Source organism: Streptomyces sp. NPDC058092 (assembly GCF_042884935.1).
In the GTDB taxonomy this organism is placed as follows: Bacteria; Actinomycetota; Actinomycetes; order Streptomycetales; family Streptomycetaceae; genus Streptomyces.
The window spans coordinates 1-14117 of record NZ_JBHVSY010000040.1 but is presented as its reverse complement, the minus strand read 5'-3'; the positions used below and the strand labels follow the sequence as shown (position 1 = coordinate 14117).

The 14117-nt window shown below is 71.2% G+C and carries 11 protein-coding genes and 1 pseudogene; 7 read left to right on the top strand and 5 right to left on the bottom strand.

Features of this window, described 5'->3' with window-relative positions; genetic code table 11:
- Positions 1-318 precede the first annotated feature (318 nt).
- From ACFVV1_RS38260 to ACFVV1_RS38240, 5 genes are all read left to right on the top strand, one after another.
- Positions 319-1305, top strand: coding sequence for a hydroxyacid dehydrogenase (locus ACFVV1_RS38260; protein WP_389999518.1), 987 nt, complete (start codon positions 319-321; stop codon positions 1303-1305).
- 223 nt (positions 1306-1528) lie between these two features.
- The gene (locus ACFVV1_RS38255; RefSeq protein WP_389999516.1) at positions 1529-2623 is read left to right on the top strand and encodes a LacI family DNA-binding transcriptional regulator; all 1095 of its coding nucleotides are present in this window, start codon (positions 1529-1531) and stop codon (positions 2621-2623) included.
- Between the two features lie 161 nt (positions 2624-2784).
- A complete protein-coding gene (locus tag ACFVV1_RS38250; protein ID WP_389999597.1) occupies positions 2785-4185 on the top strand; it encodes a M60 family metallopeptidase in 1401 nt (466 codons plus the stop codon).
- Positions 4186-4207: 22 nt separating this feature from the next.
- Positions 4208-6640, top strand: a complete 2433-nt coding sequence (locus tag ACFVV1_RS38245) for a polysaccharide lyase 8 family protein (RefSeq protein ID WP_389999514.1) — start codon at positions 4208-4210, stop codon at positions 6638-6640.
- Between the two features lie 39 nt (positions 6641-6679).
- Positions 6680-8590, top strand: a complete 1911-nt coding sequence (locus ACFVV1_RS38240) for a DUF2264 domain-containing protein (protein ID WP_389999512.1) — start codon at positions 6680-6682, stop codon at positions 8588-8590.
- A 6-nt stretch (positions 8591-8596) separates the two neighbouring features.
- On the opposite strand, the gene ACFVV1_RS38235 is transcribed toward ACFVV1_RS38240, so the two are convergent.
- The 5 genes from ACFVV1_RS38235 to ACFVV1_RS38215 all read right to left on the bottom strand — a co-directional run bounded on the left by ACFVV1_RS38235 (position 8597) and on the right by ACFVV1_RS38215 (position 12847).
- Complete coding sequence (locus tag ACFVV1_RS38235) at positions 8597-9184, bottom strand: GAF domain-containing protein (protein ID WP_389999510.1); 588 nt, start codon at positions 9182-9184, stop codon at positions 8597-8599.
- A complete protein-coding gene (locus ACFVV1_RS38230; RefSeq protein ID WP_389999595.1) occupies positions 9181-9741 on the bottom strand; it encodes an ATP/GTP-binding protein in 561 nt (186 codons plus the stop codon). The genes ACFVV1_RS38235 and ACFVV1_RS38230 overlap by 4 nt, the downstream gene beginning before the upstream one ends.
- A gap of 322 nt (positions 9742-10063) precedes the next feature.
- Entirely contained in the window at positions 10064-10435 is a 372-nt protein-coding gene (locus ACFVV1_RS38225) for a DUF742 domain-containing protein (protein ID WP_389999507.1), read from the bottom strand.
- 2 nt (positions 10436-10437) lie between these two features.
- Positions 10438-10872 (bottom strand): roadblock/LC7 domain-containing protein, encoded by a 435-nt coding sequence (locus tag ACFVV1_RS38220; RefSeq protein WP_389999504.1) that lies wholly within the window; start codon positions 10870-10872, stop codon positions 10438-10440.
- Between the two features lie 7 nt (positions 10873-10879).
- Positions 10880-12847, bottom strand: coding sequence for an ATP-binding protein (locus tag ACFVV1_RS38215; RefSeq protein WP_389999501.1), 1968 nt, complete (start codon positions 12845-12847; stop codon positions 10880-10882).
- 389 nt (positions 12848-13236) lie between these two features.
- On the opposite strand from ACFVV1_RS38215, the pseudogene ACFVV1_RS38210 reads away from it, so the two are divergent.
- Positions 13237-13464, top strand: a pseudogene (locus ACFVV1_RS38210) (alpha/beta hydrolase); the annotation flags it as partial.
- Positions 13465-13507: 43 nt separating this feature from the next.
- Complete coding sequence (locus ACFVV1_RS38205) at positions 13508-13792, top strand: WYL domain-containing protein (protein ID WP_389999498.1); 285 nt, start codon at positions 13508-13510, stop codon at positions 13790-13792.
- Positions 13793-14117 lie beyond the last annotated feature (325 nt).

Below are 14117 nucleotides of genomic sequence, written 5' to 3'. Positions count from 1 at the left end.
TGGCGCATGGTGAGCCTTCTGGAGCCGCAAGTTAGTAAGCGGTTAACCCAAGCGTCAAGAGATCCGGGCAAATGTCGTTGAGACGCGATGTCCTCACCATCAAAACCAGCCCAACGAATCAACAAAAATACGCGCCAAATGGACAGTTGGGGCGGCCGCGAGCTTGACGGTCGGCCATCGCGCTCCTTAGCGTGCCGGTCATTCCATAGAACGCGATTACTATCCGGAGGCAGGGTGCGAACCACCGAAGAGGCACCGGCTCATTCCGGTAGCGATGCTGCGGCACCGCCCCCGCGACGGCCGCGCACGGTCCTGGCCATGAGCCCCGGACTGCTCGACGACGTCTTTCCGCCACCGGTGCGGGCTCGTCTCGAGGAGACCGCCGACCTCCTCAACCCGTCCGTGATCAGCGAGTTCGACTCCCCGGACGCCGCCGCGGCGCTGGGTTCCGCCGAGGTCCTGCTCACCGGCTGGGGCTGCCCGCCCGTCGACGTCGCGCTGCTGGACCGGGCACCCGCGCTGCGCGCCGTGATCCATGCAGCCGGCACGGTGAAGACGTTTCTGTCCCCGGCCGCGTTCGACCGCGGGATCGTCGTCTCCTCGGCCGCCGCCGCCAATGCCGTACCGGTCGCCGAGTTCACCCTGGCGGCGATCATCATGGGCGCCAAGCGGGTCTTTCCGCTGGCCGGGCTCTTCCGCACCCGGCGCACCCACCGCACCGGCGCCGACCTCGACCGCCAGCACTGGCTCGGCACGCACGGCCTGACCATCGGCGTCGTCGGGGCGTCCCGGATCGGCCGCCGGGTCATCGAACTGCTCCGGGTCCTCGACGCCGAGGTGCTGCTGTACGACCCGTACGTCGGCGCGGCCGAGGCGGAGCTGCTCGGTGTCACCCCGACCGACCTGGACACCCTGGTGGCGACCAGCGATGTGGTGACCGTCCACGCCCCCGACACACCGGAGACCCGTGGAATCATCGACGCCCGGCGGATCGGCCTGATGCGCCCCGGCACCCTCCTCGTCAACACGGCCCGGGGCCCCCTGGTGGACACCGAGGCGCTTACCGGCCACCTGGTCAGCGGGCGGCTGGACGCCGTCCTCGACGTGACCTCGCCGGAGCCGCTGCCGGACGGTCACCCCCTGTGGGACCTGCCGAACGTCTTCCTCACCCCGCATCTCGCGGGCGCCCAGGGCAACGAGGTGGGACGGCTCGGGGCGCTCGCAGTGGATGAGCTGACGCGGTATGCGCGGGGCGCGCCGTTCGACCACCCGGTGCACCGGGCCGACCTGGGGAGGATCGCATGAGCCCCTTCCCGGCGCAGGCCGGTGCCATGACCGGCAATGTCCGCCCGGAAGGAGCGTCGTCCAGTGCGTGCGATCGCAAGGCGGCCGGAAGCTTTTGTAGCGGAGCTACCAGGGCTTTTGGCCAACGCCGCGAGCGTGCGTGATGGGCGGCGCGACGGGGCAGAGCTTGCCGGGAGGGGCACTAGGCTCGGCGTCACACAACAGTCACCAGGGGGTGAGCCGGATGCGCCGGCAGAGCACAGCCGCGGACGGACAACGGCGCGCGACGGTCACCGATGTCGCGCGGCGCGCGGGCGTCTCGACGGCCACGGTCTCCCGCGTACTGAACCGCAACTACCCGGTCGCCGAAGCGACTCGGGAGCGGGTCGAGAGCGCGATGCGCGAGCTCGGCTATGTCGTCAACGCCCACGCCCGTGCGCTGGCCGGGGTGTCCAACCGCACCGTCGGCATCATCGTCAACGAGGTCATCGACCCGTTCTACGCGTACATCGCGCGCGGCGTGGAGCGGGAGGCGGCGCTCAGCGGCCGGCTGTGCCTGGTCTGCTGCACCCAGGGCGACCCGCAGCGCGAGCTGGCGTTCATCGATCTGATGCATGAGCGCAGGGCGGACGCGGTGGTCGTGGTCGGCGGTTCCCTCGCGGACCGCGGCTACACCACCGAGCTGGCCCGCCGGGCGCGAGAGCTGGACGCGGGCGGATCGAAGCTGGTGCTGTGCGGCAGGTCGCCGCTGGGCGAGCAGGCCCCGACCGTCGCGGTCGAGTACGACAACGAGGGCGGCGCCTTCGCCATCACCGACCACCTGCTGATGCAGGGGCACGAGCGGATCCTCTATCTCGGCGGCCCGCCCAGGCTGTCCACCACCCGCGACCGGCTGGCCGGGCACCAGCGGGCCCTGCGGCTGCGCGGCATCGCCCCGGACCCCGAGCTGGTCCAGCCCGGCGCCTTCAGCCGTAACTTCGGGTACCGGCGGATGGCCGAACTGCTGCGGGACGGGCCGGACTTCACCGCGGTCTTCGCCGCCAACGACATGGTGGCTGCGGGCGCCGCGCAGGCCCTGGAGGAGGCCGGGGTCCGGGTGCCGAAGGACGTGTCCCTGGTGGGGTACGACGACATCCCGGTGGCCCAGGAGCTGCGGCCGCGGCTGACCACCGTCCACATTCCGCTGGAGGAGATGGGGCGCCAGGCGGTACGGCTCGCCGTGACCGGCGACGACGAGGACGACTGGCGCGAGCCGACGACAGGTGCGCTGCGGCTCGGCACGCACATCGTGGTACGCGATTCCGTTGCACCACGGCCGGGACGCCCCGCCCGCATGTGACCGGTTGCTTCCCGCCTGTCCGCAGTTGGCCATAGAAAATCACAGTAACTTCCCGACTCCTCTTGCGGGTCGATAGCAACCGCTTACATGCTGACGCCGAGCAGCACCGTTCCGCACGCTTCGCCCCTCACTCGTTTCTGCAGGGAGAGTTCCGCATGCGTATGCCCATCGACTCCGCAGACTCCGCCGGCTCCTCCACCACCCGCTCCGCCAACGCCTCCCCCGTCGGCAGGCGTTCCGTTCTCGCCGCCGCGGCCGGAGCCGGAGCGGCGCTCGCCCTCGGCGCCGGTACCGGCCCGGCCCGGGCCGCGACGGCCGGTGTCGCCGCCTCGCCGGGTGCCCGCCCGGTCGAGGTGACCCTGACGGCCCGGCCCGCCGCCGAGGCCGAGCGGCTGCGGCTCGGACAGGCCCTGCGCGGCTCGGAGTTCCAGCCCACCGGCCTGTACGTTCCGGCGGGCGCCCCGCTCTCCCTCACCGTCCAGCCGTACGACGACCTGCTGCCCACCCTCTGGATCGGTGCCTGGGACTACTACGGCGAGGTCACCGAGCCCCGCAGCTATCCGCTGACCGCGGGTGCGAACACGGTGACGGACCCGCACGGCGGCCCGGTCTACCTCACCCTGACGGGCCGCGGTGAGCGCGCGGGTGTGCTGGTCCGCTCCGGCGCCGTCCCCATGCCGGTCTTCGCGCTCGGTCGCACCACGGAGGCCGACTACCAGCGGCAGCTGGACACGCTCACCGCATCGCCGTACGTCGAACTCCACGCACCGCACACGATCATGACGCTCACTCGCGACGGCGCGCTGCTCCACCGCAGTGAGGACCATGCGGCGCTGCTCGGGCTGGTCGAGACGATCATCGACTCGCACGCCCGGATCAGCGGTCTGGACGGTTCGAAGCCGGTGCACCGGCGCAAGGCGGGCCCGTACCACTTCACCGAGGTCAGCAAGGTCCCGGCCGGTGTCGGCGCCTACGCCACACACGGCTACAACGGCTTCCCGCGGGCCTATCTCGACCGGGCCACGACGGTGGAGGGGCTGCGGACCCGCGGCTGGGGGCTCTACCACGAACTCGGCCATCTGCACCAGCAGTTCGCCTACAAGCCGGGCGGACTGACCGAGGTCACGGTCAACATCTACTCGCTGGCCGCGCAGCGCACCCTGAACCAGCCGTCCAACCTCCTCACGGTCGATCCGAAGACGGGGCTCACCTACTTCCAGTCCGCGCAGCGCAAGTTCGGCACGGCCGGGCTGACGTACGAGAAGTCCTTCGGTGCGTACGAGAAACTCGTCCCCCTGCGCCAGTTGGAGCTGGCCTTCGGCGACGACTTCTGGCCCCGGCTGCACAAGCTGGTCCGCGAGGAGAACCCGCAGTCCCAGTACACGGAGAACGACAAGCGCTACCGGGCCCTCGCCACGTACTCCAGCCGTGTCGCGGGCTACGACCTCACGGACTTCTTCGTGAACACCTGGGCGTTCCCGATCGATGCCACCGGCAAGGCCGAGCTGGCCGCGCTGAACCTGCCGAAGCCGCCCGTCGATCCGTCCGCGCTGGCCGACTGACCGCAACGAAAGGGAGTTCACCGTGAACCTCAGCAGAAGAACCCTCCTCGCGGCGAGCAGCGCCACCGCCGTCACGGCCGCGACGACGCTCCTGACATCGGCCGGCGCCGCGCAGGCCCGTCCGGTCGCGGCCGCATCGGCCGAAGCCGCGGCCACCGCCGACTTCGGCACTCTGCTCCAGCGGGCCGAAACGCTGCTCACCGGCGGCGGGTTCGACCCCGCCGACACCGACTTCACGGCCGCTGTCGCGGCACTGGACGCCACGGCCAAGGGCCTGTGGGACACCCTCGACCGCAGCGCCGGACGCACGGCGCTCTGGTCCGACCTCTCGCCCCTCACCGACCCGGGCAACTTCGGCCAGAGCTATACGCGGCTGCGCACCCTCGCGACCGCCTGGGCCACCGAGGGCACCTCCCTCACCGGGAGCACACAGGTGGCGGACGCCCTCGTCGCCGCGCTGCGCTTCAGCCACGACACCGCGTACAACCCGGCCAAGCGCGAGACGGGCAACTGGTGGTTCTGGGAGATCGGTGCTCCGCGTGCGCTGATGGACTGCGCCGTCATCCTGCGCGACCGGCTTCCCGCAGCCGATCTGACGGACTATCTCGCGGTCGTCGACCGGTTCTGCCCGAACGCGGACCGTCGTACCAACTCCCCCACGCTGTCCGAGACCGGCGCGAACCGCACCGACAAGGCCGTCATCGTGGCGCTGCGCGGGCTGCTGGGGCGGGACGCCGCCAAGCTGGTCTCGGCCCGTGACGCACTCTCCGACGTACGCGACTCCGGTCGCAACAGCCTCTTCCGGTACACGACGTCGGGTGACGGCTTCTACCAGGACGGGTCGTTCATCCAGCACGATGTGGTCGCCTACACCGGTACGTACGGCGTCGTGCTGCTCAGCGGCACCGCCTATCTGCTGGCGCTGCTGGCGGGCTCCGAGTGGGCAGTGGCCGATCCGAAGGTGTCGGTGGTGTACGAGGCCGTCGAGCGGTCCTTCACCCCGGTGATCTTCGACGGACTGATGATGGACTCGGTGCGCGGCCGGGCGATCTCCCGGGAAGCCGCCGGTGACCACCGCGACGGCGCGGCGGCCGTCGCGGCGATCCTGCTCCTCGCGTCCGGTGCACCCGCCGAGTACGCGGGGCGCTGGCGGGCACTGGTCAAGGGCTGGCTGACCCGCAACCGCACCACCCCCTTCGAGACCCTCGCGAAACTGCCCCAACTGGCCCTGGCCAAGGCCGTCCTGAACGACGGGACCGTTCCCGCCGAGGCGCGTACGACCGGCAGTTTCGTCTTCGCCGACATGGACCGTGTGGTGCACCGCCGCCCCGGCTGGGCCTGCGCGCTGTCGCTGTCGTCGAAGCGGGTCTCGGCGTACGAGGCGGGCAACGGCGAGAACCTGCACGGCTGGTACACCGGCGACGGCATGACGTATCTGTACGACGGCGACGATCTGCGGCAGTTCAACGACGGTTTCTGGCCGACCGTCGATCCGTACCGGCTCCCCGGCACCACGGTCGACACCCGGCAGCGCACCGATCTCGGCACGAGCGCGGGCACGTCCACCTACCGTCCGTCCAATGCCGTCGCGGGCGGTGCCGTGCTGGACGGCAGGTACGTGGCGGCCGCGATGGAGGTGATCGGCGCCCAGGGCACCACCCTGCGGACCAGGAAGTCGTGGTTCCTGCTGGACAACGCGGTGATCGCGCTCGGTGCCGGCATCACCGCGAGCGACGGCCGCCGGGTCGAGACGATCGTGGAGAACCGCAACCTGGGCGCCGACGGCAGCCACCGGCTGCTGGTCGACGGCGTCCGGCAGCCCGTCGATCAGGGCTGGACCCACGAGTTCGACGGAGCCCGGTGGGCGCACGCGGACGGCGTGGGCGGCTATGTGTTCCCCGGCGGGACCGCCCTGCACGCCCTGCGTGAACAGCGCACCGGCACCTGGCAGGACATCGGCTCCGGGTCGGACACGGGCGGCAGCGCCGATCCCGTCACCCGCCGCTATCTGACGCTCTGGGTGGACCACGGCTCCTCCCCCGCCGACGCCCACTACGCCTACGTGCTGCTGCCCGGCGCGTCGGCGGCGGCGACCGCCGCCTGGTCGCGGTCCGGGCCCGTCCGGATCGTCGCCAACGACGCCACCGCGCAGGCCGTGGAGGTACGCCGGGCGGGACTGACCGCGGTGAACTTCTGGGGCGCCGGGACAGCGGCCGGGATCACCGCGTCGGGCCCCGCGTCGGTGCTCGTGCGGCGCCACGGCGCGCGCGTCAGCGTCGCGGTCGCCGACCCGGGACGGACGCTCACCACGCTCTCGGTCGAGCTGCCGTTCCGCGTACGGTCGGTGGTGGACGCCGATGACTCGGTGAGCCTCGTCCCGGGCCCGAGGCCCGTCCTCACCGTCGCCGTCGGTGGCTCGCGCGGCCACACCCACCGCGCCGAACTCACCCAGTAACCCCACCCCTGCATACCCCCTTCGAGGAGCAGCACCACCATGTCCGTCGCACCGCATCTGCAACTGCCGCCGCCCGACCGGGTCCTGTCGTCCCGTACCGGCTGGACCCGGGCCCACTGGGAGGCGACGGCCGACCGGATGCTGGACGCGCTGGTGCCGTACGCGACACCCGGCTTCGCGCAGTACCGGCTGCCGGGCCGCACCAGCTGGTCGGGCGTCGTCTCGGACGGTCTCGAAGGGTTCGCCCGGTCGTTCCTGCTCGCCGCCTGCCGGATAGCGGGCGCGGGCGGGGCGGTCGACCCCGCACTGATCGAGCGGTACACGGTGGGCCTGGCCGCGGGCACGGATCCCGGGAGCGGGGAGGCGTGGCCGCGGCTGACGGACTGTTCGCAGCAGATGGTGGAGGCGGCATCGGTCGCGGTCGCGCTGCACGAGACCCGGCCGTGGATCTGGGACCGGCTGGACGCCCGGGTGCAGGAGCGGGTCGTCGACTGGTTCTCCGGGTTCGTCGGCGGGCGTACCTGGGACAACAACTGGCGGCTCTTCCAGGTGGTGTCCGAGCAGTTCCTCGCCTCGGTCGGCGCCCCGTACAGCCGCGAGGACATCGAGAGCAATCTGGACAGGATCGAGGACTGGTACGTCGGTGACGGCTGGTACACCGACGGGGACGGCCGGAACTTCGACTACTACATCGGCTGGGCCATGCATCTGTACCCGCTGCTGTGGTCCCGGATCGCGGGTCCCGACGACGGAGGCCGCACCGAGGTCTACCGGCAGCGGCTCAGCCGGTTCCTGGAGGACTATCCGCACTTCTTCGGCTCCGACGGGGCGCCGGTCCATCAGGGCCGCTCACTGACGTACCGGTTCGCCGCGCTCGCACCGGTGTGGATGGGGGCGCTGGCCGACTGCACCCCGCTCGCGCCGGGGCTGACGCGCCGGCTCGCCTCGGGCACGATGCGGCACTTCGCGGAGCGCGGTGTGCCGGACGAGCGGGGGCTGCTGACTCTCGGCTGGTACGACACGTTCCTGCCGAGCACCCAGCCGTACTCCGGTCCCGCCTCGCCGTACTGGGCGAGCAAGGGTTTCCTCGGGCTGCTGCTCCCGGCGAGCCATCCGGTGTGGACGTCGCGTGAACTCCCGTTGCCCATCGAGGAGTCCGACCGGTTCACCGCGCTGCCGGCCCCCGGCTGGCTGCTGCACGGCACCCGTGACGACGGCATCGTGCGGCTGATCAATCACGGCAGCGACCACAATCCGCCGTACGACGAGACGGCCGACCCGTCCGAGGGCGCGGAGGACCCGCACTACGCGAAGTTCGCCTACTCGACGGCGACGGCCCCCGAAGCCGCTCCGCACGCCGTGGCACGCTCCATCGACGGCCATCTGGCACTTGTGGCCCCGGACGGCACCCCGTCGCTGCGCCGCCGGATCCATCCGCTGCGCTGCGAGGACCGCGTCGCCGCCTCCTGGTACGCGGCCCGGCTGCCCGGCGACGATCATCCGTACCGGATCGAGACGACGAGTGTGCTGCACGGCCCGTGGGAGATCCGGGTGCACCGGGTCGAGGCGCCCGAGGGTGCGGTGGTGCGGGAGGGCGGTCACGCGGTCGCTCACGCGGAGAGTCCGTTCGCCCTGTCGGGTCCCGACTGGGCGCTGGCCCGTACCGCCGACGGTCTGAGCAGCGCCCTGGTCGCGCTGTACGGCTGGGACGGTGGTGCCGAAGGGGCCGCTGTGGCGCGTGACGTCCAGTCCAACGCGTACGGTCCGCGCTCCGCGATCCCGTATCTGCGCAGCCGACCGCACCCGGGCGGGCGGAGCATCCATGTCTCGCTGGTCGCCCTCTCCCGGGACACCGTGCATCCGGCGGCACTGCGCGACTCGGTGCGGGTGCGGGCGGGGTCGGAGTCGGTGGTACTGACGTTCCTGGACGGTACGACGGTCGAGGTCTGACCGCGGTCAGCTGCCGATGCTGTACCCCTCCCGCCGGTCGATGTGCCCGACGAGTTCCCGCGCCAGGGACTTGATCGTGTCGAGCCCCGCCCTGCCCCACGGGCGGGGCACGGTGTCGACCGCGCATACGGCGCCCAGGGCGATGCCCGTGCGATCGATGAGGGGCGCGCCGAGATAGGAGCGGATGCCTATGTCGTCGACCACCGGATTCCCCGCGAACCGCGGGTAGTCGCAGACGTCCTCCAGGACGAGCGCCTTGCGCCGTACGACGACATGCGGGCAGTAGCCGCGGTCGAGGGCCACGTACCGGCCGGCGCGGCCACTGCCCGCGGCCGTGGCGCCCAGGTGGGAGCCCCTGTGCGTGCCGGCCGGGGTGTGCAGTCCGGCGAAGAACTGCCGGTTCCCGTCGATGAAGTTGACCATCGAGAAGGGCACGTCGGTCACTTCGGCGACCCGGTCGGCGAAGGCATCGAAGTTGTCGAACGAGGCGTCGGCACGTTCCACCAGGCCCAGGGTCCGAAGCCGTTGGGTACGGACGAGGGCGTCGCGGTCGACGGGCGTGAGCAGCAGCCGGCCGGCGGCATGCCGGGTCACGTGCGGGCTCCGAAGGCGGTCAACGGGGCCGGGGCGGAAGTGACGTTGATCAGGTGCTGGACCAATGTGACCAGGGCCCCGGTGCCGGAGCTGGCGATCCGGGCGTCGCAGAGCACGACCGGCACGTCCGGTCCCAGATCGAGTGCGGCCCGTACCTCCTCGGGGCCGTAACGGTAGGCGCCGTCGAACTCGTTCACCGCGACGATGAAACCGATGCCGCGCCGCTCGAAGAAGTCGACGGCGGCGAAGCACTCCGCGAGCCTGCGGGTGTCCGCGATCACGACCGCTCCCAGCGCGCCCTGGGAGAGCTCGTCCCACATGAACCAGAAGCGTTCCTGGCCGGGGGTGCCGAACAGATAGAGCACATGCTTCTCGTCGAGGGTGATGCGGCCGAAGTCCATCGCCACGGTGGTGGAGGTCTTGGACTCGATGCCGTCGAGGCTGTCGGTCGCGGCGCTGACCTGGGTCAGCAGCTCTTCCGTGCTGAGCGGCGCGATTTCGCTGACCGCGCCGACGAAGGTCGTCTTGCCGACACCGAACCCGCCTGCCACCAGCACCTTGAGCGCGACGGGAAAGCCCTCGGAGACGTCGGGCCCGGCGGAGTCATGGCCGCCGCCGACGACGTCATAGGAACCGCCGGAGCCGTAGGAACCGCCGGAGCCGTAGGAACCGCCCGCGTCATAAGAACCATCGGAGCCGTAGGAACCGTCGGAGTCATAGGAACTGTCGGAGCCGTACGTACCGCCGGAACCGCCATAGCCTTCCGGACAGCCGTGGTTTCCACGGCTCCCGTGGCTTCCGTGGTCTCCATGGCTTCCGAGACTTCCGAAGCCTTCGGGGCGTGCGCTGTTCTCGTACGCGGCTGGGCTGCCGAAGCCGTCAGAGCTGTCGTCGTAAGCCATCGAGCACTGCCTCCAGCAGAGATCGGTCGGTGGGCATGTCATGGAAGGCGGGCGGGTGCGCGGTGACTGCTCCGCAGTCCACCAGGTCGGAGACGAGCACCTTGGCGACGACTGCGGGCAGCCGCAGATGGGCGGCGATCTCGGCCACCGAGGTGGGGCCGCCGCACAGCCCCAGCGCGACGGAGTGTTCGGGACCGAGAGGGACCTGTGGCTCGGTCCCCGTAGCCATCACCAGGGAGAGCAGATCGAGCACGGCCGTCGGACGGGTCCGGCCGTTGCTCACGGTGTACGGGCGGATGAGCCGGCCGGCCGCGTCGTCGAGCAACGGCGTGTCCTGCGGAACCGACACCCTCACAGCCCCGTGGTGCTCGGGGCCCCGGCCGTCTGTCTCGCCGGAGTCATCAGGTAGGGCCGGACGCTCTTGACCAGCATCGTCATCTCGTAGCCCAGCACCGCCGCGTCCGCCTCACGGCCGGCGAGGACGGCGAGGCAGGTGCCCGAGCCCGCGGTGGAGACGAACAGCAGCGTCGAGTCGAGCTCGACGACCACCTGGCGTACGTCGCCGCTGTCACCGAAGCGCGCGCCGGCGCTACGGCCGAGCGAGTACAGGCCGGCGGCCAGCGCCGCCATGTGGTCGGCGCTGTCGGCGTCCATGCCGTGGAGGGATTTCACCAGCCCGTCGGCGGAGAGAAGGACTGCGCTGCGTGTGTACGGGACGCGCTGGACCAGTCCGCTCAGCAGCCAGTCGAGGTCCGAGACCTGACCGGACGGCATATCGGTCGCCATGGTGCATCTACTCCTTGGAGGTGTTCGTTTCGAGGGGGTCGCTGGTCCCGGCCGCGTTCGTGTCCGGGGCCTGGGCCCGGGGGTACGGGGCGACGGTTGCCGTGAGTCCGCGTACCGGCAGCGGTTCGAGCGGGGCCCGGGGCTGCCTGGCCTGCGGGGCAGGCGCCGTTCCGGGGCTCGTGTCCGCCGCCTGGGCGGTGTCCGCCTCGGATTCGGTACGGGCCTCCGCGAGTTCGATGCCGCGCCGGAAGGCCGCCATGATTCCCGGGTCGTGCAGGGCCTGTTCGTCCTCGCTGCGTGGGGCCGGTGCCTCCCTGAGTTGTGGGACGAGGTGCTCCTGGTGGGCCCGCCTCGGGAGTTGGGGGCGGGCCATGGTGCCGCGTACCACGCCGGGCTCGGGGTGAAGTGCCTCGGGTGCGTCGTCGGTGCCCCGGTTCCCGGGACCGGCCTCGGCCGGGGCGGGGCGGTCGAGGCGCTCCGCACGCAACGGGAGCGGTGGGGCTTCGCCCTGGCGTCCTGCCTGCTGGGCCGGCTGATGCAGGCGCAGCGGCTGGCTGGGGACGTAGGGCTGGCGGTCGGTGCTCGGCTGCGGACTCGGGGCGGAACCCCGGTCGGGCCCGGGACCGAGACCCCGGTCCGGGTTCGGCCTGCGGTGGCCGCCGGTGGCGCCCTCGGCCGGTGGCCGGTACACGGGACCGGGGGGCGGGACGGGGGCCGCGTCGCCCCCGGCCGGAACGTCACCGTCCAGGCCCAGGAGGGACTGCGGGAGGACGAGTACGGCCTGCGTGCCGCCATAGATGTTGCTCTGCAGCCGGACCGCGATGCCGTGCCGCCGGGCCAGCGACGCGACGACGAACAGGCCGATCCGCCCGTCCTGGAGCAGATGGGCCACGTTGACCTGGTCGGGGTCGGCGAGCAGGGCGTTCATCCGCTTCTGCTCATTGCCCGGCATGCCGAGGCCCCGGTCCTCGACCTCCAGGGCCAGCCCGGCGGTGACCTGCTGGGCGCGCAGCAGCACTTGGGTGTGCGGGGCCGAGAACACCGTGGCGTTCTCGACCAGTTCGGCCAGCAGATGGATCACATCGGCTACGGCGTGTCCGCGCAGTGTGCCGTCGATCGGCGGTACCAGTTTGACCCGCGGGTACTGCTCGACCTCGGCGATCGCCGAGCGCAGGACCTCGGTCATGGTGACCGGGTTGCTCCACTGCCGCCGGGAGACGGCGCCACCGAGGACGGCGAGATTCTCCGCGTGCCTGCGGATGCGGGTGGCGAGATGGTCGACGTGGAAGAGGCCCTTGAGCAGATCGGGGTCCTCGACCTCGTGCTCCAGCTCGTCGAGCAGCTGGATCTCGCGGTGGACGAGCGACTGGAGCCTGCGGGCGAGGTTGACGAAGACCTCGACCTTCTGGTCCTCGCCGGTGTGGTCGCAGAGCCGGGACGCCTGCACGACCGCGGCCACGGCGACTTCCTGCTGGCGGTCGAGTTCCTGCGCGAGCAGCTCGAAGGAGTCGCTGCCGGGAACGGCGGGCTGCGCGGGCCGCCGTGCGGGCACGGGTTCGCCGTTGCGGAGCTGTTCCACCACCCGTTGCAGTTCGGCCTGGCCGCGGGCGCTGGCGCGGCGGAGCGCCAGACAGCGGCCGAAGACGGTGGTGGCGACGCGGTTGGCCGCGAGATACGCGGCCAGCACGGCGGCGAGGGCCAGCGCGCCGGCCCCGCCCAGCCCGATCCACAGTTCGGTGGACGGCCGGGCTCCGGTGGAGCGGACGGTGAAGATGACCGCTGCGGCTCCGCTCAGCGCCGTGGCGACGGCCGGCAGCACCGCGGTGCGCAGGAGTTGGGGGCGTATACGCGCCTCGGGGGACGGCTGGGCGGCGCGCGGCCTGGCCGTGGCCGAGTGGGAACGGGCACCCGGTCGGCCGTGCCGGCCGCCCTCTCGGCGTTCCGGTCGCTCTTCGGGTGCGCGAAGTTGAGACATCAGTGTCCTCGGTACGTGGCGCACCAGGAATCGGCGTTCATGCGGTGGCACCTACGGTTTTGGTCAGGCTCGGTTCATCGGTCCGGCAGGCTCGCAAGGCATGAGCCCACCGTTGACCGCCGGGCACACACGGTAGTCGTCCATCACGCAGGCGCGACGGGCAGTTGTCGAACTTGCCCACCATTCGTCCCGCTTTGGTATGACCTCTCGTACGAGAGACCGATTACGCCACATTGACACCTGGTCGGCGAACACCCGAACGGCCTACGGCAGCGGCTCCTGAGCGCAGCGAACGGCTCGGCCCGTCCGGTCGTACCGGACGGGCCGAGCCGTCAGACATGTTCCGCAGGCTCCGCGGGTGCGGTTGTCCGCGTGTTCCCCGTGTGTTGGTGCGTACGGCGCACCGGGCCGCCTGCGCCCTCGGCGCCGGCGACGAGCTCGGCCAGAAGCTGGACGCCGCCGGCGCCGACTGTGCCGACATCACCGTGCCGCTTGACTGCGCCGCCCCCGGCGGTCGCACCATCACCGTCGCCATATCTCGCCTGAGGGCCACCGACACCGCCCACCGCGTCGGCCCGCTGCTGCTCAACGACGGCGGACCCGCCGGCCCCAGCCTCCACATGCCGCTGACCAAGTCGGCGGTCCATCAACCTCGACCCGGTGGAGGACAGCGAGGTCCTGGCCGAACCCCACCGGCTCGTCGTCTGGTCCGGACGCTGGTACATGGTGGCCTACGACCAGCACAGGAACTCCTGGCATAGCTACCGGCTCGACCGCATCAGACACCTGGTCCTCACCGCTTGGCGATTCGGCCAGCGGGAGGTTCCCGAGGCGGACATCACCCGCTTCGTCCACAGCCAAACCGATCGCGGTGATACCCCCGACGCCTGGCCCTGCTGGGGCACCGTACTGATGGAGTGTCCCGCGACACTGGTGGCGAAATGAGCTCCGGGCGCGGCACGTTTCGAAGCGATCGACGAGCGGATCACCCGGATTCAGATGGGCGCCTGGTCGTGGTCGGCGCTCATCGGCTTCCTGGTCACCTTCAACTGCCGTTTCACCGTCGAAGGCCCGCCCGAACTCGCGGAAGCCGCCCGCAAAGTGATTGGCCGCCTTGACGTCGAAATACCCCGGGCCGGCAGGCACTCGGGGCCGTCAGCCGGAATCCCCGCCTAAGAGCCTGTCGGGTGGCCGGTTGATTACGCTGCGATGTAGTCCTCGACGGTGTTGGCTCGTGCGGTCTTGCGGTGGGATTCATGGCTCCACCGCA